Source organism: Kitasatospora sp. NPDC017646 (assembly GCF_044329365.1).
Taxonomy (GTDB): Bacteria; Actinomycetota; Actinomycetes; order Streptomycetales; family Streptomycetaceae; genus Kitasatospora.
Genome location: NZ_JBIRJC010000068.1, coordinates 1 through 24,822, shown reverse-complemented (window position 1 = coordinate 24,822; position 24,822 = coordinate 1). Strand labels below are relative to the sequence as shown.

Here is a 24,822-nt window from a genome sequence, read left to right as displayed (position 1 = left end):
GTTCCTCTATAACCCCCCCCCCCCCCCCCCGCCCCCCCCCCCCGCCCCCCCCCCCCCGGCCACCCACCCTCCCGAAAGCCCACCCCCATACACCAACCCCTTACCGGGGCACCACCAACAACCCCGCCCCGAAATACCCCCGGTCCCCACACCCCCGCACCCCCACCGGACACCCCCCTGCCGCCGTCCTCGCCAGCAGATCCGCCAACTGCCCCGCCCCGAAGTCCGGATGCAGCGCCGCCGCGACCGCCACCGCCCCCGTCACGTGCGCCGCCGCCATCGAGGTACCCGCCAGCGCCGCGTACTGCCCGCCCGGCCAGTCCGAGACGATCGCCCCCTGCGCCCCGCCGTCCGGGTCCCCGCCCGGGGCGGCCAGCGAGATCCGGCCGCGCCCGTAGTTGGTGTAGGAGGACGGACGCCCGTCCCGGTTGACGGCCGTGACGGTGACGACGCCGGGCAGCTCGCCGGGCAGGCGGACGCACTCGGTGCCCAGGTGGCGGCTGAGAGCCGGCCCGGAGACCCGGTCGTTGGGGCTGCGCTCGTCGGTCCGGGCCGCTCCGAGGTCCTGCCCGTCGTTGCCGGCCGAGGCGACCACCACCGCACCCTTGCGCCGGGCGTACGCGACGGCCCGGCCGACGGCGGCGATCAGCGCCGCCTGGTCCTTGTCCTCGGGGCAGTTGTACTTCCACGGATCGGCGAAGTAACTGTCGTTGATCGCCTTGGCCCCGTGGTCGGCCGCCCAGAGCATGCCGCAGACGATGTTCTCCGCGTAGTACTGACCCAGCGGCCCGAGCAGCCGGACGGCGGCGATCCGCACCCCGGGCGCGACCCCGGTGACGCCCTGCCCGTCCCGGGCGGCGCCGATGATCCCGGCGACGTGGGTGCCGTGCCCGCTCTCCTCCGCCCCGGAGTCGGGCCGCCAGGAGCCGGTACGGGCGTCCGGCCGCCCGTCGGCACAGGAGGCCGAGGCCCTCGGGTCGACGGCCGCCCGCAGGTCCGGATGGGTGTCGTCCACGCCCGAGTCCAGCACCGCGACCAGCACCTTGCGCATAGCCTCCGCCCCCGGCCCCCCGCCGACACCGTCCCCCGTCGGTCCCGCTCCCGCATGAACCATCGCGAGGTTCCAGCCCCCGCCCTCCCCCGGATCCGGCACCGTTCCCGTCCCGCCGTCCCTCCCGTCCCCACCCGCCCCCCTTCCCGCCCCACCCGCACCCCGCCAACCCGGACCCCGGTACGCCGCCCCCACCCCCGCCGCGAAGTCCCCCGCCCCGTCCACCGCCCGCGGTGGCCCCACCACCGGCGCCGTCCGGGTCGCCCCGACCGCGGCGATCCCCGGCCTGCTCCGCACCCGCTCCGCGAAGCCCCCGGTGGCGTACGCCAGCACCGCCCCGATCTGCGGGTACTCCTGCACCACCTGTCCGCCCGCCGCCCGGCTCTCCTTCCCGGCCCGGGCAGCCCCCGCCGCGTCCTCCTGCGCGGCCAGCACCAGGTAGCTGAGGTACGCCCGTCCGGGCCCCGACACGTACGGCACGGCCCCGCCGGCCACCAGGGCGATGAGCAGCATGGCGAGCAGCGCCCGGGCCGGTCCGCACACCCTGCGGCGGCGGACCGCACGGGCGGGCCCGCCGGACCGGTGCGCCTGCGCCATCCCACGCTCTCCACTCGTCGGTCCGGTGAGGTCAGGGCCAGAGCCGAGCAGCCACGAGGCCGGACAGCCCCAGCCCCGGATTGATCAAGTGCCCGATTCATCACCATATGGGTGGATCATCGTTCCCGCTCCCGCAGCTGCACCCTTCTCACGCCCCGCCCCCGCTTGTCAGTCCCACCCGGCACCATGGGGGCATGGCGCCCCAGCACCCGACCCCGCCCGCCGACACCCCCGAGCCCGATGACCCGCTGGCCGGCTTCGCCCCGGCCACCCGGGCGTGGTTCACCGGCGCCTTCTCCGCCCCCACCACCGCCCAGGCCGAGGCCTGGCGCGCCATCCGGCGGGACACCGACGTCCTGGTGGTCGCCCCCACCGGCTCCGGCAAGACGCTCGCCGCCTTCCTCTCCGCACTCGACCGGCTCAGCAGCACCCCGCCCCCGGCCGAGACGAAGCTCCGCTGCCGGGTGCTCTACGTCTCCCCGCTCAAGGCCCTGGCGGTGGACGTCGAACGGAACCTGCGCGCCCCGCTGACCGGGCTGCGCCAGGCCGCCGTCCGGCTCGGCCTGCCCGAGCCGGAGGTCCAGGTCGCCATCCGCTCCGGCGACACCCCGGCCGCCGACCGCCGCCGCTTCGCGACCCACCCGCCGGACATCCTGATCACCACCCCCGAGTCGCTCTTCCTGCTGCTCACCTCCGCCTCCAGGGAGGCGCTCCGGGGCATCGACACGGTGATCCTGGACGAGGTCCACGCCGTCGCCGGCACCAAGCGCGGCGCCCACCTCGCGCTCAGCCTGGAGCGGCTGGACGAGCTGCTGGACCGCCCGGCCCGCCGGATCGGCCTGTCCGCGACGGTGCGCCCGGTCGAGGAGGTGGCCCGCTTCCTCAGCCCACAGCGCGGCGCCGTCGTCGTCCAGCCCGCCTCCGCCAAGGAGTTCGACCTCTCGGTGGTCGTGCCGGTCCCCGACCTGGACGACGTGCCCGCCGCCCCGGCCACCGGCGGCGCCGCCGGCTCCGACCCGCAGCGCCAGGCCTCGATCTGGCCACACGTCGAGGAGCGGATCGTCGACCTGGTCGAGGCGCACCGCTCGACCATCGTCTTCGCCAACTCCCGCCGCCTGGCCGAGCGCCTGTGCAACCGGCTGAACGAGATCGCGTACGAGCGCGCCACCGGCACCGCCGCCCCCGAGGCGCACGCCCCGGCCCAGCTGATGGGCGGCTCGGGCGCCGCCAGGGGCGCGCCTGCAGTGATCGCCCGGGCCCACCACGGCTCCGTCTCCAAGGAGCAACGCTCCCTCGTCGAGGAGGAGTTGAAGGCCGGTCGGCTGCCCGCCGTGGTCGCCACCTCCAGCCTGGAGCTGGGCATCGACATGGGCGCCGTCGAACTCGTCGTCCAGGTCGAGTCCCCGCCCTCGGTCGCCTCCGGCCTGCAGCGGGTCGGCCGGGCCGGCCACCAGGTCGGCGCCGTCTCCACCGGCGCCTTCTTCCCCAAGTACCGGGGGGACCTCGTGCAGTCCGCCGTGGTCACCGAACGGATGCGGACGGGCCGGATCGAGGCCCTGCGCATCCCGCGCAATCCGCTGGACGTGCTGGCCCAGCAGCTGGTCGCGATGACGGCCCTGGACGCCTGGCCGGTGGACGAGCTGCTCACCGTGGTCCGTCGCGCCGCGCCCTTCGCCACCCTCCCGCAGTCCGCCTTCGACGCCGTGCTCGACATGCTGGCCGGCCGCTACCCCTCGGACGCCTTCGCCGAGTTGCGCCCCCGGGTGGTCTGGGACCGGGTGGCCGGCACGGTGACCGGCCGCCCCGGTGCCCAGCGCCTGGCCGTCACCTCCGGCGGCACCATCCCCGACCGCGGGCTCTTCGGCGTCTTCATCGCCGGCACCGATCCGAAGAAGGGCGGCGGAAGGGTCGGCGAACTCGACGAGGAGATGGTCTACGAGTCCCGGGTCGGCGACGTGTTCACCCTCGGCACCACCTCCTGGCGGATCGAGGAGATCACCCACGACAAGGTGCTGGTTACCCCCGCCCCCGGCGTCCCCGGCCGGCTCCCGTTCTGGAAGGGCGACACCCTCGGCCGCCCGCTGGAACTCGGCCGCGCCCTCGGCGCGTTCACCCGCGAGCTGGGCGCCCTCCAGCCCGGGGCCGCCACCGAGCGCCTCAAACAGGCCGGCCTGGACGACTGGGCCGCCGCCAACCTGCTGGACTACCTCGCCGAGCAGCGGGCCGCCTGCGGCCACCTCCCCGACGACCGCACCATCGTGGTCGAGCGCTTCCGGGACGAGCTCGGCGACTGGCGGATCGTCATCCACTCCCCCTTCGGCGCCCAGGTGCACGCCCCCTGGGCGCTCGCCCTCGGCGCCCGGCTGCGCGAGAAGCACGGCCTGGACCCGCAGGTCATGCACGCCGACGACGGCATCGTGCTCCGCCTGCCCGACGCCGACCTGTTCGCCCCCGACTTCGATTTCAGCAGCCCCTCGGGGCCCGCGGGTCCGGCCCCGGACAGGGCCCCGGACGAGGCCCCGGTCGGCGCCGACGCCGCCCTGTTCGACTCCACCGAGATCGAGCAGCTGGTCACCGAACAGGTCGGCGGCTCCGCCCTGTTCGCCTCCCGCTTCCGCGAGTGCGCCGGCCGTGCCCTGCTGCTCCCCCGCCGCAACCCCGGCCGCCGCACGCCGCTCTGGCAGCAGCGCCAGCGCGCCGCCCAACTGCTCGAAGTCGCCTCCGAGTACGGCTCGTTCCCGATCGTCCTGGAGGCCGTCCGGGAGTGCCTCCAGGACGTCTTCGACGTCCCCGGCCTGGTCGAGCTGATGGGGGACCTCGAATCCCGCGCCGTCCGCCTGGTCGAGGTCACCACCCCCGAGCCCTCGCCGTTCGCCCGCTCGCTGCTGTTCGGCTACGTGGCCCAGTTCCTCTACGAGGGCGACTCCCCGCTCGCCGAACGCCGGGCCGCCGCCCTCTCGCTCGACTCCCGGCTGCTGTCCGAGCTCCTCGGCCAGGCCGAGCTGAGCGAACTGCTCGACCCGCAGGTGCTCGCCGAGTTGGAGGCCGAGCTCCAACGCCTCACCCCCGAGCGCCGGATCAAGGACGCCGAGGGCGTCGCCGACGCGCTGCGCCTGCTCGGCCCGCTCACCGAGGCCGAGTTGACCGTCCGCGGCGCCGAGCCGCTCTGGGCCCTCGAACTGGAGGCCGCCCGCCGGGTGATCCAGGTCCGGATCGCCGGCGAGCAGCGCTGGGCCGCGATCGAGGACGCCGGACGGCTGCGCGACGCGCTCGGCACCCCGCTGCCGGTCGGCGTCCCCGAGGCCTTCACCGAGCCGGTCAAGGACCCCCTGGGCGACCTGCTGGCCCGGCACGCCCGCACTCACGGCCCGTTCACCGCCGCCGAGGCCGGCGCCCGCTACGGCCTGGGCACCGCCGTCGTCACCGGCACCCTCCAGCGCCTCACCGCGGCCGGCCGCCTGGTCCAGGGCCAGTTCCGGCCGGCCGAGAGCCACACCGCCCCCGAGTGGCACACCGCCCCCGAGTGGTGCGACGCCGAGGTGCTGCGCCGGCTGCGCCGCCGCTCGCTGGCCGCCCTGCGCCAGGAGATCGAGCCCGTCCCGCCGCGCGCCCTGGCCGCTTTCCTCCCGCAGTGGCAGCACCTGTCCGGGCACCGGCTGCGCGGCCCCGACGGCCTGCTCCGGGTGGTCGAACAGCTCCAGGGCACCGCCCTGCCCGCTTCCGCCCTGGAGAAGCTGATCCTCCCGGCCCGGCTCGGCGACTACTCCCCCGGCCTGCTGGACGAGCTGATGGCGGCCGGAGAGGTCGGCTGGTGCGGCACGGGCGCACTGCCCGGCAAGGACGGCTGGGTCAGCCTGCACCTCGCCGAGAACGCCCACCTGCTGCGCCCGGAGCCGGTGCCGCCCGCGCTCACCCCGCTGCACACCGCCCTGCTGCAGTCCCTGGCCGGCGGCTACGGCCTGTTCTTCCGCCAGCTCGTCCAGCAGCTGCCGGAGGAGACGGCCGAGCCGGAGGTGGTCGAGGCCCTCTGGGACCTGGTCTGGGCCGGATACGTCACCAACGACACCCTGGCCCCGCTACGCGCCCTGCTCGGCTCCGGCCGCACGGCCGGAGCCACCGCCCACCGCGCGCCCCGGGCCACCCCCCGCGGCCGCTACGGCGGCGCCGGCCGCGCCTTCGGCCGCACCGGTGGAGCTCTGCGCAGCGGTCCGCCGACGGTGGCCGGACGCTGGTCGCTGCTGCCCTCCCCCGCCGCCGACCCGACGGTCCGGGCCACCGCCCAGGCGCAGAGCCTGCTGGACCGGCACGGTCTGCTCACCCGCGGCACGGTGGCGGCCGAACGGGTGCCCGGCGGCTTCGCCGGGGTCTACCGGGTGCTCGCCGCCATGGAGGAGCGTGGCCGGGCCCGCCGCGGCTACTTCGTCGAGGGCCTGGGCGGCGCCCAGTTCGCGATGGAGGGCGCGGCCGACCGGCTGCGCTCGGTCAACGGCCGGCTGGAGCGGGCCCGCGCCACCGAGTGGCCGGCCGCACCGAACGCCGAGCCCCCGCAGCTGCTGGTGCTGGCCGCCGCCGATCCGGCGAACGCCTACGGCGCCGCGTTGCCCTGGCCGGAGCCGCCCGCCGCCCCGGGGGCCAAGGAGGCCAAGGCGCACCGCCCGGGCCGCAAGGCCGGCGCCCTGGTGGTGCTGGTGGACGGCGAGCTGGCGCTGTACGTGGAGCGGGGCGGCAAGTCCCTGCTGGCCTGGCCGGAGGACGGGGCGACCGTCGCGCTGGCCGCCGGGGCGCTCGCCGGGGCGGTCCGTGCGGGCGCGCTCGGCAGCGTCACGGTCGAGCGCGCCAACGGCGAGCCCGCCCTCGGTTCCGACCTCGGCCGCGCCCTGGAGGAGGCGGGCTTCCACGCCACGCCCCGCGGGCTGCGGCTGCGGCCCTAGCAGGCCGTGGCAGGAAAGCCGAGAGGCCGCGGAGTCAACGACCCCGCGGCCTCCGGCCACGTCGATTCACCCGATCGGCGGCGATTGCGCCTCCACCCGGCTGACGGTCTCCTGGCGCCGACGCCGGCCCCGCACCGGTCCGGTCGCGTTCCGGTCGGCATGGACCGGAATGAGACCCAGTCCCCAGCCACCCGCAGCCAGCAGCCCCAGCAACGCGCCGTCGCCCAGCTGCCCACGGACGGCCACGAGCCACCAGACGAGCCCGGCCGTGAGGGCCACCAGGACCCAGACCCAGCGGGCCGGCCACGGCGCTGCCCGCCGCACCCACAGCCGTATTCGGGCCACCGTGCGCACCGTCGCGACTCTCCGCACGACCGCCCTCCTCCGCTCGCCCCGGGCATCGGAAACCCGGGAGTCGAGGCCGGATCAGGCAGCGACCACGTCCATCGCGGCGGCCTTGGGCGACATGTTCGCCCGGTCGGCGCCGGGGGCGGGCAGCGGAACCGGTTCGAGTACCGGCCTCAGCAGATCACCTTCGGAGAGGCTCGCCATCGCCGCAAGTTCGGCGAGCGACAGTTCGTCGCTGACCTCGCGCATGACCTCGGACATCCGGACGTCGAGCGCGTCGCAGATGGCGGAGAGCAGCTCGGAAGAGGCCTCCTTCTGTCCCCGCTCGACCTCGGAGAGGTACCCGAGCGAAACCCTGGCGGCCGCCGACACCTCGCGGAGTGTGCGGCCCTGGCGCTGGCGCTGCCGACGCAGTACATCGCCCAGTAGGCGACGGAGCAGGATCATCGGTGCCTCCCTCCTCGGACTGCGGATCGAGATGTCACGCCCCCACCGTACCGCCTTGCCCGCTTCGCGTGCGGGGACCCTGGTCGTGTTCACTCTGGGCTGCAAGGCCGTCCCCCTCCTTGTTCCGGTGTCGTACCCGGGTTCGCGGGCCCCTCGTGGTACCCGACCTGGCCCACCCGGCCACCGTCACGCAACTCGTTCGCCACCTGGTTTCTGCCCAACCAGGCCGTTGGATGTAACACGATCCTCCAGCTGTGCCATACCCGTGCGCCAGTTCGACGGATCTCGGTCCGGTGGAGATCCGTCCGCGGGCCCGTCATCCGAGTCGGCCGGCCAGCAGTTCCAGTGCGGCGGTCACCGCGTCGTGACGGATTCTGGCACGGGTGCCCGACAGCAGGGGCGAACTGACCAGAGTTCCCCCCGGCCCGGCGACCGCCAGGTGTACGGTGCCCACCGGCTGCCCGTCCTGCGGGTCCGGACCGGCCACCCCGGTCGTCGCGAGCCCGTACGTGGCCCCCAGCAGCGCGCGCACGCCCTCGGCCATCTGCCGGGCCACCACCGGGTGGACCGGACCGTACACGTCCAACAGGCCCTCGTCCACCCCCAGCACCGAGGCCTTCAGCTCGGTCGCGTACGCGGTGACCGAACCGCGGAAGGTCGCGGAGGCCCCAGGGACGTCCACCAGCGCGGCGGCCAGCAGCCCGCCGGTGAGCGACTCGGCGACGGCCAGCGTGCCGCCCTCGGCCCGCAGTGCGGCGTGCACCCGCTCGGCCAGCTCGTGGTCCGTCACGGAAGGTCCCCCCGTTCCTACCGGTCCGCGTGCTCCGCGGCCGTGCCCTCGCGGCGAAGTCGCAGCGCCTGCCCGACGTAGTCCAGCGCGGTGCCGACGGTCAGCAGCACCGCCAGGCCCATCAGGACCGCCCGCCCGGTGGCCAGCCACCCGTGCAGGTCCAGCACGTACATGCCGACCGCGATGCCCTGGGTCAGCGTCTTGAGCTTGCCGCCGCGGCTGGCCGGGATGACCCCGAAGCGGATCACCCAGAAGCGCATCAGGGTGATCCCGAGCTCGCGGGCCAGGATCACCGCGGTGACCCACCAGGGCAGGTCGCCGAGCGCCGAGAGGCCGATCAGCGCCGCGCCCATGATGGCCTTGTCGGCGATCGGGTCGGCGATCTTGCCGAAGTCGGTGACCAGGCCCTTGCGGCGGGCGAGCTCGCCGTCGAACAGGTCGGTGATCATCGCGATGGCGAAGGAGGCCCAGGCGACCGAGCGCCACTTGGGGTCGTGCCCGCCGTCGGCGAACAGCAGCGCCACGAAGACCGGCACCAGCAGCAGCCGGACCATGGTGAGCACGTTGGCGATGTTCCAGACACCCGGCGCCGGCGGCAGGGCGGCCGCCGGTCTGCCCGGATGGGCCGCGGCCGGGGCGCCGGGCCCCTTGGTCATTCCCCGGCTCCCGGAGCCTCGGCCCCCGCGGTCCTGGGCGGTCGCACCTGCTCCAGCGCCTCGGCGATCAGGTCGACGCCCTCGCTGGCCACCACGGTGGCCCGCCAGAACTGCCCGACCTGCGGGTCCTCGACGCCGTGCAGAGTGGTCAGGCCGTCGGTCTCCGGGGCCTGGTGGGCGGAGCGGCCCTCGACCACGCCGTCCTCGATCGACTCGATCAGCACCTCGACCTCGGTGCCGATCCGCTGCTCGGCCCGCTGGGCGGTCATCTCCTCGGCGAGCCGGCTCAGCCGGTCCAGCCGGTCCGCGACGACGTCCTCGGGCAGCTTGCCGTCGTAGGTCGCGGCCTCGGTGCCGTCCTCGTCGGAGTAGCCGAAGACTCCGATCGCGTCAAGCCCGGCGTGGGTGACGAAGCGCTCCAGCTCGGCGAAGTCCTCCTCGGTCTCACCGGGGAAGCCGACGATGAAGTTGGACCGGGCGCCGGCCTGCGGGGCCTTGTCCCGGATGGTCCCCAGCAGCTCCAGGAACTGGTCGGTGGAGCCGAAGCGGCGCATCCGGCGCAGTACGGCGGGCGCCGAGTGCTGGAAGGACAGGTCGAAGTAGGGCACCACGTCGGCGGTCCCGGTCATCGCCTCGATCAGGCCGGGGCGCATCTCGGCCGGCTGCAGGTACGAGACGCGCACCCGCTCGACGCCCTCGATCGCGGAGATCTCGCCGAGCAGCGTCTCCAGCAGCCGGATGTCGCCGAGGTCCTTGCCGTACGAGGTGTTGTTCTCACTGACCAGCACGATCTCCCGGACGCCCTGCCCGGCCAGCCACTGGGCCTCGTGCAGCACGTCGGAGGGGCGGCGGGAGATGAAGGAGCCCCGGAAGGCCGGGATGGCGCAGAAGGAGCAGCGCCGGTCGCAGCCGGAGGCGAGCTTCACCGAGGCCACCGGGCTGTCGTCGAGCCGCTTGCGCAGGGTGCGCGGGCCGGAGGCCGGGGCGAGGCCCTCGGGCAGGTCGGCGATCGGCTCGGCGGCGGCCTCGGCGCCGTGGCCGGGCAGCGCGACGGCCTCGGCGGCCGACTGCCGCTCGGCCGGGCTGATCGGCAGCAGCTTGCGGCGGTCGCGCGGGATGTGCGGGGCGTGGTGGCCGCCGGAGAGGATGGTCTGCAGGCGGTCGGAGATGTCCGCGTAGTCGTCGAAGCCGAGCACCCCGTCGGCCTCGGGCAGCGCGTCGGCGAGCTCCTTGCCGTACCGCTCGGCCATGCAGCCGACCGCGACGACGGCCTGGGTGCGGCCGTGCCCCTTGAGGTCGTTGGCCTCCAGCAGGGCGTCGACGGAGTCCTTCTTGGCGGCTTCGACGAAGCCGCAGGTGTTGACGACGGCGACATCGGCCTCGGCGGCATCGTCGACGAGCAACCAGCCGTCGGCTTCCAGTCGCCCGGCGAGTTCCTCGGAGTCCACCTCGTTGCGGGCGCATCCGAGCGTGACAAGGGCGACAGTGCGGCGTTCAGGCATAGGGCCAAGATTAACGCGCGGCTTCCGGTGCCGTTCGCCCCGGAGGCCGCGCGCCCTGGATCAGCTGTTCGTCACCGGCCCCCGCGGGGCCTGTGGTCAGCCTGCCTGCGGGTCTCCGGGGGTGTACGTGACGTGCACCACCTGGCCGTCCTTGCCGAGGACGCCGAGGTCCTTGCCGTTGACGTACGCGTGCACGGCCCCGCCGTTGCCGAGCACCAGCTTGATCTGCTTGGGGTCGGTGAAGGTCTGGTCCTGGCCGGCGCTGATGTTGTTCTGGAACAGCGACTTGCCGTTGCCGTCCATCGCCGAGACCCAGCTGGTGCCCTCGGCGACCAGCTTCACGGTGACCTTGTCGGCCGGGACGGCGGCGATCGCCGCGGCGCTCGGCGCGGGCGCCGGCGGCTGGACGGCCGGCGCGGCCGGGGCGACCGAGCCGGTGCCGGAGCCGCTGGGCAGCGGCGCGCTGGCGGAACCGGTGCCGGTGTGGCCGCTCTTGCCGCTCACCAGGTTGAAGCCGATCAGGGCGACCACCGCGACGATCGCGGCGACCATGGCCGCCGCCCAGTTCGGGCGGCTGCGGCCGGGCACCTTGATCGGGCCGCTGTCGATCAGCTGGGTGGCCGGGCGCCTGGAGGCCGGTGGCCCGCCGTGCGCGTCGTCGTACTGGGCGACCAGCGCCTCGGCGTCCGCGCCGACGGCCTGGGCGATCGCCCGGATGTGCCCGCGGGCGTAGAAGTCACCACCGCAGCGGCCGAAGTCGTCCTCCTCGATGGCATGGACGATCGGCACCCGCACGCGGGTGGAGGTGCTCACCTGGTCCACCGTGAGTTCCGCCTCGATCCGGGCGGTGGACAGCACCCGGCCGATGCTCGGGGCGTCGGCCGCCTGCACGGCGTCGTCGGTCGGCGCGGCGGACGACGGGGCGTTCTCGCGGTCGGAGGACTTGCCGATGGTCACGGGGCACGCCTTTCGAGCGGATGGCCACCTGCTGGGGAACAGTCTAGGGGCGCGGGCGGATCGTTTCTCAAGCGGAGCGCGCTGAATGCGCGCGCCCGCACCGACCGGGGCTCCGGCCCCCGCTGACCGGTGGTCAGCGGGGACGCCCGCAAGCCCCTGTGGGGCGCTTCGCGGCCTGTGACGCGGCGGACGGGCGTTCGGTTCCCCCCACCGCGCCTACCCTCCTCCGAACGAGTGAACACCCAGGAGGGCACGTTCCGTCAGCCCCGCAGCGTGACCAGCACCCCGTCCAGCTCGTCCGGCTTCACCAGCACGTCGCGGGCCTTGGAGCCCTCGCTCGGACCGACGATCCCGCGCGACTCCATCAGGTCCATCAGCCGGCCCGCCTTGGCGAAGCCGACCCGGAGCTTGCGCTGGAGCATGGAGGTCGAGCCGAACTGGGTGGAGACCACCAGCTCGGCCGCCTGGATCAGCAGGTCCAGGTCGTCGCCGATCTCCTCGTCGATCTCCCTCTTCGGCCCGGTCCCGGCCATCACGTCGTCCCGGTAGACGGCGCTCAGCTGGTCCTTGCAGTGCTGCACCACCTTGGCGATCTCCGCCTCGGTGACGAACGCGCCCTGCATGCGGATCGGCTTGCTCGCACCCATCGGCAGGAACAGCGCGTCGCCCTTGCCGATCAGCTTCTCCGCGCCGGGCTGGTCCAGGATGACCCGGGAGTCGGCCATCGCGGAGGTCGCGAAGGCCAGCCGGGACGGCACGTTGGCCTTGATCAGTCCGGTGACCACGTCCACCGATGGCCGCTGGGTGGCCAGCACCAGGTGGATGCCGGCCGCGCGGGCCAGCTGGGTGATCCGGACCACCGAGTCCTCGACGTCACGCGGGGCGACCATCATCAGGTCGGCCAGCTCGTCGACGATCACCAGCAGGTACGGGTACGGCCTGAGCTCGCGCTCGCTGCCCAGCGGCGGGGTGATCTTGCCGGCCTTCACCGCCGCGTTGAAGTCGTCCACGTGCCGGAAGCCGAACGCCGCGAGGTCGTCGTAGCGCATGTCCATCTCGCGCACCACCCACTGGAGGGCCTCGGCGGCCTTCTTGGGGTTGGTGATGATCGGCGTGATCAGGTGCGGGATGCCCTCGTACGCGGTCAGCTCGACCCGCTTGGGGTCGACCAGCACCATCCGCACCTCGTCCGGGGTGGCCCGGGCGAGGATCGAGGTGATCAGGCAGTTGATGCAGGACGACTTGCCCGCGCCGGTCGCACCGGCCACCAGGATGTGCGGCATCTTGGCGAGGTTGGCCATCACGGTGTGGCCCTCGACGTCCTTGCCCATGCCGACGACCATCGGGTGGGTGTCCTCGGCCGCCGTGCGCGAGCGCAGCAGGTCGCCGAGGTTGACCATCTCCCGGTCCCGGTTGGGGATCTCGATGCCGACCGCGGACTTGCCCGGGATCGGGCTGATGATCCGCACGTCCGGGCTGGCCACCGCGTACGCGATGTTCTTGGCCAGCGCGGTGATCCGCTCGACCTTGACGGCCGGGCCGAGCTCGACCTCGTAGCGGGTGACCGTCGGGCCGCGGGTGAAGCCGGTGACCTTCGCGTCCACCTTGAACTCGGCGAAGGTGCTGGTGAGCTGGGCGACCACCTCGTCGTTGAGGGCGCTGCGGGCCTTGGCCGGTCCGCCGCGCTCCAGCAGGTCGAGCGACGGCAGCGCGTAGGTGACGCCCTCGCCGAGCTGGAGCTGCTCCATCCGCACCGGCGCCGGGCCGTGCTCCGCGGGCGCGCCCTGGCCACCGTTGCGGGCGGCCGGGACGGCGGGCTCCTCGGGCGCCGCGGTGAGGTCCTTGACCTGGTGCATCATGTCCGCGACCGCGGAGGAGGCGGGCACGCCGTAGACCAGCGCGCCGTCCAGGTCGGCGGCCGCGCCGGCGGCGATGTCGCGGGTGGCGTACGGGTCCAGCGGTTCCTTGTCCAAGGAGACGCGGACGGCCTCCGGCAGCTCCTCGTCCTCCTCGACGGACTGCTTGCGCCGGCGGCGGCGACGGCGGGCGGCGACCTCGTCACCTGGGTCGTCACGCTCGGTGTCCACGGTGAAGGGCAGCGCCCCGGGGTCGGCGTCCTCCGGCGGATCGGTGGACAGCTCGCGCTCCGGCGTACGCCCCCAGTGCTGCTCGTCCTCGGGGCCGGGCTCGACCACGCCGAGCCTTATCCCCATCCCGCGCACGCGCTCGCCGATCCGGTTGACCGGGGTGGCGGTGACCACCAGCAGGCCGAAGAAGGCGAGCAGCAGGAGCAGCGGCACGGCCAGCACCGCACCGGCGGCGGCCATCATCGGGGTGGACGCGGCCCAGCCGATGATCCCGCCGGCCCCCCTTATCCGGGAGGCGCCGCTGCCCATGGTGGGCGCGCCGCAGCCGATGTGGACCAGACCGAGGATGCCGACCAGCAGCGTGCTCAGCCCGATCACGATCCGGCCGTTGGCCTCCGGCAGCTCCGGGTGGCGCCAGAGCCGGATCGCTATCCCGGCCAGCAGGAACGGCACCAGCACGTCGAGCCGCCCGAACAGCCCGGACACCACGGCGGTGGCCGCCCCGTTCAGCCAGCCCTCCGAGCTGAACCAGGTGCCGGCCGCGACCACCAGCGCGAGCGCGAACAGCAGCAGGCCGATCCCGTCCTTGCGGTGGGCCGGGTGGAGGTTCTTGGCGCCGTCACCGACGCCGCGGAAGATCGCGGCGATCGGGCTCGCGAGGGCGTTGAGGGCGCCCATCAGCACCGACCGGCGCGGCGGGGGTGGCGGGGCCGACTTGGCGGCCGCCTTCTTCGCGGGGGCCCTGCGGGCGGCCGCCTTCTTCGCGGGCGGCTTGCCCGGGGCCTTGGCCGCGGCCTTCTTGGACGGTCCCGGACTCGGTTTGCGTGCGGCGTTTCCGGGCGTACGAGTGGCCATGGGTCAGCAGCCTACCGGGGCGGGCGCCCCGTGCCCATGCGGCCGAGCCGGGGCGCCCGGACGTGTCGCAGACACTCCGTCACGCTGACCGCGTTTCACCCGGCCGCCGCAGTGAACCACCCGGACGAGTGAACGTCCGACGGCAGGTCTACGCGCTGCCGGGGCGCATCGCGTCCAGGGCCCGGCGCAGGGCGGCCAGCTTGCGCTCCAGGTGCGCCGCGGTGGCGGCCACCCCGGCGTCCTCGGCGCCGTCCAGCTGCTTGCCCAGCGCCTCCGCCTGCTCCTCGACCGCCGCCAGCCGCGCGGACAGCTCGCCGAGCAGCGCCCCGCCGAGGGCCGCCTGCTGGCCGCCGCCCGCCTCCAGCTCCAGCCGCAGCAGCGCGGCCTGCTCCTTCAGCTGGCAGTTCTTCACGTACAGGTCGACGAAGACCGAAACCTTGGCGCGCAGCACCCACGGGTCGAAGGGCTTGGAGATGTAGTCCACCGCGCCGGCCGCGTAGCCGCGGAAGGTGTGGTGCGGGCCGTGGTTGATCGCGGTCAGGAAGATGATCGGGATGTCCCGGGTGCGCTCCCGGCGCTTGATGTGGGCGGCGGTCTCGAAGCCGTCCATCCCGGGCATCTGGACGTCCAGCAGGATCACCGCGAAGTCGTCGGTCAGCAGCGCCTTGAGCGCCTCCTCACCGGAGGCGGCGCGCACCAGCGTCTGGTCCAGGGCGGAGAGGATCGCCTCCAGCGCCAGGAGGTTCTCCGGCCGGTCGTCGACCAGGAGGATCTTCGCCTTCTGCATCGGGGCTCGCCCTCCTGTCGCCTGCCTGCCGCCCGGTGTGGGCACTCGCGTACTGCCCACCGCTACCCCGGTCATGCTAGCCGCACCCCCTCGCCCGGCACATCGCTCCGTCGTGACCCGATCCGGAGCGGCGCGCAGCCAGTGCTCCGGCGCACGCTCAGCAGCGTGTCGCCGTTCGGTCACTGTTCGCAACGATCGGTGACCCTACCGGGTTCCCGGGCCCGACCGCCAGCACACCGGCTGACCGGCAGGAGCGGACCCGGGGTTCACACGTGCCCCCGCACTGCTGACGGCTCACTCGCGCGCGCTGCCGCCGTTCAGCCACTCGGACATCACCGACAGCAGGTGGTCGGTCTCCACCGGCTTGGTGATGTGGTCGGTGGCGCCCGCCTCCAGCGACTTCTCTCGGTCGCCCTTCATCGCCTTGGCGGTCAGCGCGATGATCGGCAGGCCGGCGAACTGGGGCATCCGGCGGATCGCCTCGGTGGTCGCGTAGCCGTCCATCTCCGGCATCATGATGTCCATCAGGACCAGCGCCACGTTCTCGTGCTGCTCCAGCATCTCGATGCCCTCGCGGCCGTTCTCCGCGTACAGCACGGTCAGCCCGTGCTGCTCCAGCACGCTGGTCAGGGCGAACACGTTGCGCACGTCGTCGTCCACGATCAGCACCTGCTGGCCGTCGAAGCGGGTGTCGCCCCGGGCCGGCCGGGGCTGCTGCGCGGGCTCCACCGGCCGGGGCGCCGCGGCGCTCTCCAGCGCGGCGGTGCGCCGCCGCTCCATCGCGCCGCGGCGGCGCTCCTCGGCCAGCTCCCGGACCTCCTGGGCCCAGTGGTCGGCCGGGCTCTCGCCGACCGGCACCGGCAGGCCCACCGGGGTCACTCCGACCGAGGCGCGCGGCGCCGGCGGGTTCGCGGTGCCCGGGCGCTCGACGGCGGCGTCCGGGGCGTCGGTGCGCAGCGGCAGGTAGAGCGTGAAGGTCGAGCCCTTGCCCAGCTCGCTCTCGGCGTGGATCTCGCCGCCGAGCAGCCGGGCGATCTCGCGGCTGATCGACAGGCCGAGGCCGGTGCCGCCGTACTTGCGGCTGGTGGTGCCGTCGGCCTGCTTGAACGCCTCGAAGATCTCCCGCAGCTTGTTGCCGGGGATGCCGATGCCGGTGTCGGAGACGGAGAAGGCGATCAGCTCGTCGTCCGGGCCCTGGATCGAACCGAACTCCAGCAGCCGTTCGCGCACGTGCTGCGGGACGTCCCGGCCGGCCGGGCTGATCGAGAAGTCGACGCCGCCGGCGTCGGTGAACTTGACCGCGTTGGAGATCAGGTTGCGCAGCACCTGCTGGAGCCGCTGCTCGTCGGTGTGCAGGGTGACCGGCAGGGCGGGCGAGACCCGTACCGCGAAGTCCAGGTTCTTGTCGACGGCGACCGGCTGGAAAGTGGCCTCGACGTAGTCGACCAGCTGGACCAGGGCGATCCGGGCCGGGCGGACGTCCATCTTGCCGGCCTCGACCTTGGACAGGTCGAGGATGTCGTTGATCAGCTGGAGCAGGTCGGAGCCGGCGCCGTGGATGGTGTCGGCGAACTCGACCTGCTTGGGCGAGAGGTTGCCCTCGTTGTTGTCGGAGAGCAGCTTGGCCAGGATCAGCAGCGAGTTGAGCGGGGTGCGCAGCTCGTGCGACATGTTGGCGAGGAACTCGCTCTTGTACCGGGAGGCCAGGGCGAGCTGTTCGGCACGCTCCTCCAGGACCTGCCGGGCCTCCTCGATCTCGCTGTTCTTGATCTCGATGTCGCGGTTCTGCTGGGCGAGTTGCTCGGCCTTCTCCTGCAACTCCTCGTTGGTGCGCTCCAGCTCCTCCTGGCGCGCCTCCAACTCGGCGGAACGCATCGAGAGTTCGGCGGTGAGCCGCTGGGACTCCAGCAGCAGGCCCTCGGTCTTGGTGTTGACGCTGATGGTGTTGACGGTGACGCCGATCAGGTCGGCGATCTGGTTGAGGAAGTCCAGCGCGACGGTGGTGAAGGAGCTGAAGGTGGCCAGCTCGATCACGCCCAGCAGCCGGCCCTCGAACAGCACCGGCAGCACCACGATGTGGGTCGGCGAGGCCTCGCCGAGGCCGGAGGCGATCTTGAGGTACCCGGGCGGCGCCTCCTTGACGATGATCGCCCGCTTCTCCACCGCCGCCTGGCCGATCAGCGACTCGCCCGGCCGGAAGGTGGTCGGCATCGCCCGCCGCTGGTAGCCGTAGCTGCCGATCAGGCGCAGCACGGTGTCGTTCTCGTCGTCGTCCTCGGTGATCAGCTCGGCGGTGCGGCCGGCCGGCTGGGCGAGGAAGAAGGCGCCGTGCTGGGCGGAGACCACCGGGGTCAGCTCGGTCATGATCAGCGAGGCGACCGCCTCCAGGTCCCGGCGGCCCTGCAGCAGGCCGGAGATCCGGGCCAGGTTGGTCTTGAGCCAGTCCTGCTCCTGGTTGGTGCGGGTGGTCTCGCGCAGGTTGGCGATCATCTGGTTGATGTTGTCCTTGAGCTCGTCGAGCTCTCCCGCGGCGTCCACGTCGATCCGCAGGCTCAGGTCGCCCCTGGTCACCGCGGTGGCGACCTGGGCGATCGCGCGCACCTGCCGGGTCAGGTTGTTGGCCAGCTCGTTCACCGACTCGGTGAGGTCCTGCCAGGTGCCGTCCACCCCGGGCACCCGGGCCTGGCCGCCGAGCCGCCCGTCGGTGCCCACCTCGCGGGCGACCCGGGTGACCTCGTCGGCGAAGGCGGAGAGCTGGTCGACCATGGTGTTGATGTTGGTCTTGAGCTGGAGGATCTCGCCGCGCGCGTCGACGTCGATCTTCTGCGAGAGGTCGCCGCGGGCGACGGCCGTGATCACCAGCGCGATGTTGCGGACCTGGCCGGTGAGGTTGTTGGCCATCTGGTTGACGTTGTCGGTCAGGTCCTTCCAGATGCCGGCCACGCCCGGCACGCTCGCCTGACCGCCCAGGGTGCCGTCGGTGCCGACCTCGCGGGCGACCCGGGTGACCTCCACCGCGAACGCGGACAGCTGGTCGACCATGGTGTTCAGGGTCCCGGCGAGCGTCGCGATCTCGCCCTGCGCGTCGATGGTGATCTTCTTGGAGAGGTCACCGCGGGCCACTGCGGAGGCGACCTCGGCGATGTTGCGCACCTGTCCGGTCAGGTTGGAGGCCATGAAGTTGACGTTGTCGGTCAGGTCCTTCCAGATCCCCGACACGCCGCGCACCCGGGCCTGGCCGCCCAGGATGCCCTCGGTGCCCACCTCGCGGGCGACCCGGGTGACCTCGTCGGCGAAGGCCGACAGCTGGTCGACCATGGTGTTGACGGTGGTGACCAGTTCCAGGATCTCGCCCCGGGCGTCGACGGTGATCTTCTTCGACACGTCGCCACGGGCCACCGCCGTGGTCACCTCGGCGATGTTGCGGACCTGACTGGTCAGGTTGTTGGCCATCAGGTTGACGCTGTTGGTCAGGTCCTTCCACGTCCCGGACACCCCGGGCACGCTCGCCTGGCCGCCGAGGATGCCCTCGGTGCCGACGTCCCGGGCCACCCTGGTCACCTCGTCGGCGAAGGAGGAGAGCTGGTCGACCATCGTGTTGATGGTGTTCTTCAGCTCCAGGATCTCCCCGCGCGCGTCCACCTGGATCTTCTGCGAGAGGTCGCCCTTGGCGACCGCGGTGGTGACCTGGGCGATGTTGCGCACCTGGTCGGTCAGGTTGTTCGCCATGAAGTTGACGTTGTCGGTCAGGTCCCGCCACACCCCGGCCGCCCAGGGCACCTGCGCCTGGCCGCCGAGCCGTCCCTCGGTGCCCACCTGGCGGGCCACCCTGGTCACCTGTTCCGCGAAGCCGGAGAGCTGGTCCACCATCGTGTTGATGGTGTTCTTCAGCTCCAGCATCTCGCCGCGCGCGTCCACCTCGATCTTCTGCGAGAGGTCCCCGCGGGCCACCGCCGTGGTCACCTGGGCGATGTTGCGCACCTGACCGGTCAGGTTGTCGGCCATGAAGTTCACCGAGTCGGTCAGCTCGCGCCAGACCCCGGCCACGCCCGGCACCTGCGCCTGGCCACCGAGCCGGCCCTCCGTGCCGACGTCCCGGGCCACCGTGGTGACCTGCGCGGCGAAGCCGTTCAGCTGGTCCACCATCGTGTTGACGGTGTTCTTCAGCTCCAACATCTCGCCGGCCACGTCGACGGTCACCTTGCGGGACAGGTCGCCCTTGGCCACCGCCGTGGTCACCTGGGCGATGTTGCGCACCTGCGCGGTGAGCCGGCCCGCCATGGTGTTGACCGAGTCCGCCAGGTCCTTCCAACTGCCGGACACGCTGCGGACCTTGGCCTGCCCGCCGAGCTTGCCCTCGGTGCCCACCTCCCGGGCCACCCGGGTCACCTCGTCGGTGAACTCCGAGAGCTGGTCCACCAGTCCGTTGACGGTCCGGCCGATCTTCAGGTACTCGCCGCGCAGCGGGTGGCTCACCCCGTTGCTGTGCAGCGAGCGCAGCTCCATCTTCTGGTCCAGGTCGCCCTCGGCGATCGAGGTCAGCACCCGGCCCACCTCGGCCATCGGACGGGCCAGGTCGTCGATCAGCGCGTTGCAGTTGTCGACGGCCGCCATCCAGGCGCCCTCGCCCGCGCCGGTCTCCAGCCGCTCGTTCAGCCGGCCCTCGCGGCCCACCGCCCGCCGCACCCGCGCCAGTTCACCGGTCAGGTGCTGGTTGCGCTCGGCGACCTCGTTGAACACCGCGGCGATCTCCGCCAGCGGCCCGTCGCCCGGAACCGTCAGCCGGCGCCGGAAGTTGCCGTCCCGCATCGCGGTCAGCGCGGCCAGCAGCTTGCGCAGCTCGGCGGGCTCCGCGCTGCGGTTGTGACCCGATCGCCGGCCGGCCGCGATCCGCGGCGCGGTCCCGGATCGCCCGCCGCGCGGCGCGGGCGGCGTCGTACCGGTAGCGTCCTTGGTGGCGTCCTTGATGGCCGAACTCAACGGGCCCCTCCCACATCGTGTGTACTGTCCGGTGACCGCCGCGCCGGTAGGGCACGAACCCGGGCACCGGCCCGGCTGGGCTGCGTGCCGACCGGACCTCCGGCCCACCGGCACCCACACGACCGTACTGCTCCCACCGGCCGTCGCGGACCCCCCAGTCTGGCAGCACTGGCGCCGGGTACACGGCCGGTTGCACTGGGTTGTCCCCGCACCGTCCGAAACAGGTGGGGAGAATCACCCTCAGGTGCCTGTTTCACGGCCCCGCCCCCACGGGGAACCAAGCGGAAAGTAGGGTGGAGCGCTGCACCGGGCCACGACCCGACCCAGCGCCGCCGCTCACCCCGACGGCGCGCACGGGGAGGTCGGCGCCGTACCCCGGACAGTCAGGGCCAGAGCAGCAGAGGAGAAGTGGCAACGTGGTCACCGCGCGCGCAGCCGCGACCTTCGACCCCGACGGCCGGTCCGCGGCCGCCGCCCGGGGCTTCGTCCGGGATGCGCTGCTCGGCTGGGGCCTGCCCGAGGTCGTCGACGACGCCGTGGTCCTGGTCAGCGAACTCGTCACCAACGCCGTCGTGCACGCCGGCACCGCCGCCGAGGTCTGCTGCCTGCGCGAGGAGCAGACCGTCCGGATCGAGGTCACCGACCACCACCCCGAGCGCGGCCTGCCCTCCCTCGGCGACGGGCCCGTCTCCGCCTCCGACCGCTACGCCGACCCAGACGGCGAGGGCGGCCGCGGCCTGCTGATGTGCTCCGCCCTCGCCGAGCGCTGGGGCGTCGAGTACGCGGCCGGGCAGAAGACCGTCTGGTTCCGGCTCACCCTGCCCGCACACGTTCTCGGCACCCGCTACGCCGTTCCCGCCACCCCCGGCAGCGACCTGCCCAGCAGCCAAGGCCCGGTGCACGTCGCCGTCGTCCAGCTCGACGAGGACGGCCGCGTGCTGGCCTGGAACCCGGACGCCGAGGCGCTCTTCCAGCACCCCGCCGCCGCCGTCCTCGGCCGCCCCTGGGCCGACCTCGCGGTCTGGCCGCAGACCCCCGGCCGCGGCCCCGGCCTCACCGACACCCTCCGGCTGGCCCGCTGGGAGGGCGGCTACGGCCTGCGGCTGCCCGACGGCGAGGAGGTCGAGGTGTACGGCGTCCAGGTGCGCGTCCGCGACACCGAGGGCGTCCCCTCCACCCTCTGCCTGCTCGTCCTCGAAGCCGACCGCGCCGTGCTGCGCTCCCCCGCCCGCGCCCTGCCCGGCGAGCGCGCCGACGCCGCGGGGCCCCGACTCGACCTGCTGGCCGGCCCGGTCGCAACCGACGACCTGGAGACCCTGCTCCAGCGCACCGTCGAACGCGCCCGCGACCTGCTCGACGCCGACGCCGCCTACCTGCTGCTCACCACCGAGGACGAGACCGAGTTCGAGGTCCGCGCCGCCACCGGCCTGACCACCGGGCACCGCCGGCACACCCGCTTCCCGGTCGAGACCGGCAACCGCTACGACTCCGCCCGGCTGCCCTCCGTCCACGAGGACCTCAGCTCCCGCCCCACCGGCCTGCCCCTGCTCTCCGGCAGCGGCATGCGCTCCCTGGTCACCGTCCCGCTCAAGGTCGAGGGCCGCCTGATCGGCTCGCTCGGCATCGCCACCGCCGCCCCCGGGCGCTACGACAACGAGGACGCGCTGCGCCTCCAGTTCGCCGCCGACCGGGTCGCCCTGGCCGTCGAGAGCACCCGGCTGACCGAACTCGAACGGCTGCGCCGCGGCTCGCTCTCCTTCCTCGTCGAGGCCTCCGACCTGCTGGCCGGCACCCTCGAACACGAGCAGACCCTCGCACTGATGGCCCAGATGGCCGTTCCCACGCTCGCCTCCTGGTGCGCCGTCTACACCAACGGCGACCACAGCTCCCCGGCCGGACTCGCTTTCGTCCTGCACGAGGACGAGGACCGGATCGACCCGCTGCGCGACCTGCTCGACAAGACCCCCTCCCCCGAGGCCGGCCCCACCCACGGCGTCCGCTTCTGGACCGCGCCCACCGAGGCCGCCGCCGCCCGCGGCCTCACCGACAGCCCCGAACTCGCCGGTCTGCTCGGCGAGACCGTCGTCCTGCCGCTGACCGCCCGCAACCGGGTCATCGGCCTGCTCGCACTCGGCGTCCCCGCCGGCGTCCGGTTCCGCCAGGAGATCCTCGAACTCGCCGAGGACCTCTCCCGCCGGGCCGCCCTCGCCCTCGACAACTCCCGCCTCTACTCCGAGCGCACCGCCACCAGCCAGGCCCTGCAACGCAGCCTGCTGCCACCGGACCTGCCCGAGATCCCCGGCGTCGAGGTGGACGTCTACTACCAGGCCGCGGGCGAGGGCAACGAGGTCGGCGGCGACTTCTACGACCTGTTCACCATCCGCGAGGGCACCTACGGCTTCGCCATCGGCGACGTCTGCGGCACCGGCCCCGAGGCCGCCTCCGTCACGGGGCTGGCCCGGCACTCGCTGCGCCTGCTCGCCCGCGAGGGCCTGGACGCCCCGCAGGTGCTGCGCCGGCTCAACGCGGCCATCCTGGACGAGGGTTCGCGCAGCCGCTTCCTCACCCTGCTCTACGGCGAACTGACGCCCCGTCCGGACGGCAGCACCGAACTCTCCCTGGTCTGCGCCGGCCACCCGCTGCCGCTGAGACTGCGCACCGACGGCCAGGTCGACCGGGCCGCCACCCCGCAACCACTGCTCGGCGTCATGGACGACCTCGAACTCACCGCCGAGCACCTGGTGCTCTCCCCCGGCGAGGTCCTGCTCTGCGTCACCGACGGAGTGACCGAACGCCGCGAGGGCCGACGGATGTTGGGCGACGACGGCCTCGCCGAGGTGCTCGCCGGCTGCACCGGCCTGACCGCCGGCGCGGTCGCGATGCGGGTGCAGCGCGCGGTCGAGCGCTTCGCTCCTGAGCCGCCGTCGGACGACATGGCGATCCTGACCCTGCGGGTGCCCAACCAGCGCCAGTCGTGAGCGCTCGACAGCGGACGCAGTTGACGCAGTCACAAATTGTTATCTTCACAAGGGTACAAGCGAACAGGGCCGGGTAAACCGATCTCGCCGGGGACTCCCCCGGCGGGGACGTGACCAGCGGCTCTCCGCTGGCCCACCACTTCCGACTCACTTCTGACCGCCGCCCGCGCACGCTCCCAGCCGTGCGCCCTCGGCGCGGTCGCGCGCACTCCACCCTCGACACCACACCACAGCGTCACTGCGCCCTGCGCGCGCACAGAGTGAAAGGAGCCTCCGGTGAGCAACGACGCTACCGGGGCAACGAACGCCCGCTCCACCGGAGCCGACGCGGGTAACCTCGGCTACCTCGCCCTCGGCCTGACACTGCTCGCCTACGGTCTGCTCTCCACCGGGATCCTGCACCACACCGGCGTCGGGGACGCGGCCCACCTCGCCCACCTGCTCGGCGGCGTCACCCTCTTCATCGCGGGCCTCTGGCAGCTCCGCCGCGGCGAGGGCTTCACCGGGACCGCCTTCACCAGCCTCGGCGCCTTCTGGGCGACCTGGTCGGTGGCGGGCGGTGCGAGCAAGAACGCCGCCGGTCTGTTCCTGCTGCTGTGGGCCCTGCTCGCCCTCAGCCTCACCGCCGCCGGCTGGGGCGGGGGCCTGCTCAGCCGCGCCGTCTACGGCCTGTTCACACTCTCCCTCGTGCTGAACGCCGTCGCGGTCCTCGGCGGCTACAGCGGCCTCGGCAAGGCCGCCGGCTGGATCGCCGCCGTCGCCGGGCTCGCTGCCTGGTACTGGGCCACCTCCGCGCTGAGCAACGGCTCCTGGGGGAAGGTCGCCCTGCCGGTCAAGTGACCTGCTGCGGCCGGTCCTCCGCAGGCCGGTCCTCCTTCGGCCGGCCTTGGGCACCGGTGCGGGGCCGGGCCTCCGTCTCGACGGGGGCCCGGCCCCACCGCCGTGCCGCCAACGCCAGGACGGCGTAGGCGAACAGCAGGATCGTGACCGCGACGATGCCGTCCGCCCAGAAGTGGTTGGCCGTCACCACGACCACCGCGACCGTCAGCACCGGGTGCAGCACCACCAGCCAGCGGAACGGACTCCGCGACACCCGCACCACCGCGACCGCCGCCAGCACGCACCAGGCGACGTGCACCGAGGGCATCGCCGACAACTGGTCGGCCACCACCACCCCGCCGACCGCGCCGCCGTAAACCGACTGCCCGTACTCCGCGGCCACGTCGACGAACCCGCTCTGCGGCAGCATCCGCGGCGGCGCCACCGGGACGAACTGCACCAGCAGGCAGACCGCAGTGGTGATCACCACCGTGTTGCGCACCCACGCGTAGCGCTCCCGGTGCCGCAGGAAGACCCAGAGCAGCACACCGAGCATCACGGCGAAGTGCATGGTCGCGTAGTAGTAGTTCGCCAGCCGCACCAGCACCGGGTAGGGCGTGACCGCTGCCTGCCAGGACGCCTCGTCCGGCAGCCCGATCTTCTGCTCGGTCCGGTGGATCCAGCCTGCCCGGTCGAGCGCATGGTCAGCGCTCATCACCGACAGGTGCCCCACCAGCTGCCACAGCGCGAACAGCGCCAGCAGCGTGCCGGCCTCCCGCAGCAGCGCTGACGCTCCCGGCTTCCGGCCCCGCGCTGCCGCGTACGCGCCTCCGTAGAGGACGACGGCGGCGCCCCCGGCGGTCTGCCAGGTCAGGGTCAGGTTCTGCATTGGCAGAGGGTAACGCAAAAAGACCCCCTCCCGAATGGGAGGGGGTCTTTTTGGAATGATTGTTCGGCGGCGTCCTACTCTCCCACAGGGTCCCCCCTGCAGTACCATCGGCGCTGTGAGGCTTAGCTTCCGGGTTCGGAATGTAACC

14 protein-coding genes and 1 rRNA gene are annotated in these 24,822 nt (G+C 73.3%); 3 read left to right on the top strand and 12 right to left on the bottom strand.

Annotated elements, in window-relative coordinates:
• Positions 1 to 100: 100 nt before the first annotated feature.
• Positions 101 to 1,648, bottom strand: coding sequence for a S8 family serine peptidase (locus tag ACH4J0_RS40430; protein ID WP_396246193.1), 1,548 nt, complete (start codon positions 1,646 to 1,648; stop codon positions 101 to 103).
• 194 nt (positions 1,649 to 1,842) lie between these two features.
• On the opposite strand from ACH4J0_RS40430, the gene ACH4J0_RS40425 reads away from it, so the two are divergent.
• Positions 1,843 to 6,579 carry an ATP-dependent helicase gene (locus ACH4J0_RS40425; RefSeq protein ID WP_396246192.1) on the top strand — a complete coding sequence of 1,579 codons (4,737 nt, stop codon included), beginning with the start codon at positions 1,843 to 1,845 and terminating at the stop codon, positions 6,577 to 6,579.
• A 66-nt stretch (positions 6,580 to 6,645) separates the two neighbouring features.
• On the opposite strand, the gene ACH4J0_RS40420 is transcribed toward ACH4J0_RS40425, so the two are convergent.
• From ACH4J0_RS40420 to ACH4J0_RS40380, 9 genes are all read right to left on the bottom strand, one after another.
• The gene (locus ACH4J0_RS40420; protein ID WP_396246191.1) at positions 6,646 to 6,951 is read right to left on the bottom strand and encodes a hypothetical protein; all 306 of its coding nucleotides are present in this window, start codon (positions 6,949 to 6,951) and stop codon (positions 6,646 to 6,648) included.
• A 54-nt stretch (positions 6,952 to 7,005) separates the two neighbouring features.
• Entirely contained in the window at positions 7,006 to 7,374 is a 369-nt protein-coding gene (locus ACH4J0_RS40415) for a helix-turn-helix domain-containing protein (RefSeq protein WP_396246190.1), read from the bottom strand.
• Positions 7,375 to 7,690: 316 nt separating this feature from the next.
• Complete coding sequence (locus ACH4J0_RS40410) at positions 7,691 to 8,164, bottom strand: CinA family protein (RefSeq protein WP_396246189.1); 474 nt, start codon at positions 8,162 to 8,164, stop codon at positions 7,691 to 7,693.
• A gap of 17 nt (positions 8,165 to 8,181) precedes the next feature.
• Entirely contained in the window at positions 8,182 to 8,820 is a 639-nt protein-coding gene (gene pgsA / locus ACH4J0_RS40405) for a CDP-diacylglycerol--glycerol-3-phosphate 3-phosphatidyltransferase (protein WP_396246188.1), read from the bottom strand.
• Positions 8,817 to 10,322 carry a 30S ribosomal protein S12 methylthiotransferase RimO gene (gene rimO / locus ACH4J0_RS40400; protein ID WP_396246187.1) on the bottom strand — a complete coding sequence of 502 codons (1,506 nt, stop codon included), beginning with the start codon at positions 10,320 to 10,322 and terminating at the stop codon, positions 8,817 to 8,819. The genes pgsA and rimO overlap by 4 nt, the downstream gene beginning before the upstream one ends.
• Positions 10,323 to 10,418: 96 nt before the next feature.
• Positions 10,419 to 11,279 (bottom strand): helix-turn-helix domain-containing protein, encoded by an 861-nt coding sequence (locus tag ACH4J0_RS40395; protein WP_396246186.1) that lies wholly within the window; start codon positions 11,277 to 11,279, stop codon positions 10,419 to 10,421.
• A gap of 260 nt (positions 11,280 to 11,539) precedes the next feature.
• Positions 11,540 to 14,221 (bottom strand): DNA translocase FtsK, encoded by a 2,682-nt coding sequence (locus ACH4J0_RS40390; protein WP_396246185.1) that lies wholly within the window; start codon positions 14,219 to 14,221, stop codon positions 11,540 to 11,542.
• A gap of 148 nt (positions 14,222 to 14,369) precedes the next feature.
• On the bottom strand, positions 14,370 to 15,008 hold the full coding sequence (locus ACH4J0_RS40385; protein WP_396246184.1) for a two-component system response regulator: 639 nt from the start codon (positions 15,006 to 15,008) through the stop codon (positions 14,370 to 14,372).
• 294 nt (positions 15,009 to 15,302) lie between these two features.
• Positions 15,303 to 19,898, bottom strand: a complete 4,596-nt coding sequence (locus tag ACH4J0_RS40380) for a HAMP domain-containing protein (RefSeq protein ID WP_396246195.1) — start codon at positions 19,896 to 19,898, stop codon at positions 15,303 to 15,305.
• 383 nt (positions 19,899 to 20,281) lie between these two features.
• On the opposite strand from ACH4J0_RS40380, the gene ACH4J0_RS40375 reads away from it, so the two are divergent.
• Together ACH4J0_RS40375 and ACH4J0_RS40370 are read left to right on the top strand one after the other, a co-directional pair.
• The gene (locus ACH4J0_RS40375; RefSeq protein ID WP_396246183.1) at positions 20,282 to 22,966 is read left to right on the top strand and encodes a SpoIIE family protein phosphatase; all 2,685 of its coding nucleotides are present in this window, start codon (positions 20,282 to 20,284) and stop codon (positions 22,964 to 22,966) included.
• 276 nt (positions 22,967 to 23,242) lie between these two features.
• Positions 23,243 to 23,806 (top strand): GPR1/FUN34/YaaH family transporter, encoded by a 564-nt coding sequence (locus ACH4J0_RS40370; protein WP_396246182.1) that lies wholly within the window; start codon positions 23,243 to 23,245, stop codon positions 23,804 to 23,806.
• On the opposite strand, the gene ACH4J0_RS40365 is transcribed toward ACH4J0_RS40370, so the two are convergent.
• Both ACH4J0_RS40365 and rrf read right to left on the bottom strand, forming a co-directional pair.
• Positions 23,799 to 24,674 carry a phosphatase PAP2 family protein gene (locus tag ACH4J0_RS40365; protein ID WP_396246181.1) on the bottom strand — a complete coding sequence of 292 codons (876 nt, stop codon included), beginning with the start codon at positions 24,672 to 24,674 and terminating at the stop codon, positions 23,799 to 23,801. The two genes, ACH4J0_RS40370 and ACH4J0_RS40365, sit on opposite strands and share 8 nt — an antisense overlap.
• Before the next feature lie 61 nt (positions 24,675 to 24,735).
• Positions 24,736 to 24,822, bottom strand: a 5S ribosomal RNA gene (gene rrf, locus ACH4J0_RS40360); the annotation flags it as partial.

Coding starts and splice junctions, on each gene's coding strand:
- ACH4J0_RS40385 (WP_396246184.1), bottom strand. CDS start 15,008: ATGCAGAAGGCGAAGATCCTCCTGGTCGACGACCGGCCGGAGAACCTC.
- ACH4J0_RS40425 (WP_396246192.1), top strand. CDS start 1,843: ATGGCGCCCCAGCACCCGACCCCGCCCGCCGACACCCCCGAGCCCGAT.
- pgsA (WP_396246188.1), bottom strand. CDS start 8,820: ATGACCAAGGGGCCCGGCGCCCCGGCCGCGGCCCATCCGGGCAGACCG.
- ACH4J0_RS40415 (WP_396246190.1), bottom strand. CDS start 7,374: ATGATCCTGCTCCGTCGCCTACTGGGCGATGTACTGCGTCGGCAGCGC.
- ACH4J0_RS40430 (WP_396246193.1), bottom strand. CDS start 1,648: ATGGCGCAGGCGCACCGGTCCGGCGGGCCCGCCCGTGCGGTCCGCCGC.
- ACH4J0_RS40365 (WP_396246181.1), bottom strand. CDS start 24,674: ATGCAGAACCTGACCCTGACCTGGCAGACCGCCGGGGGCGCCGCCGTC.
- ACH4J0_RS40390 (WP_396246185.1), bottom strand. CDS start 14,221: ATGGCCACTCGTACGCCCGGAAACGCCGCACGCAAACCGAGTCCGGGA.
- rimO (WP_396246187.1), bottom strand. CDS start 10,322: ATGCCTGAACGCCGCACTGTCGCCCTTGTCACGCTCGGATGCGCCCGC.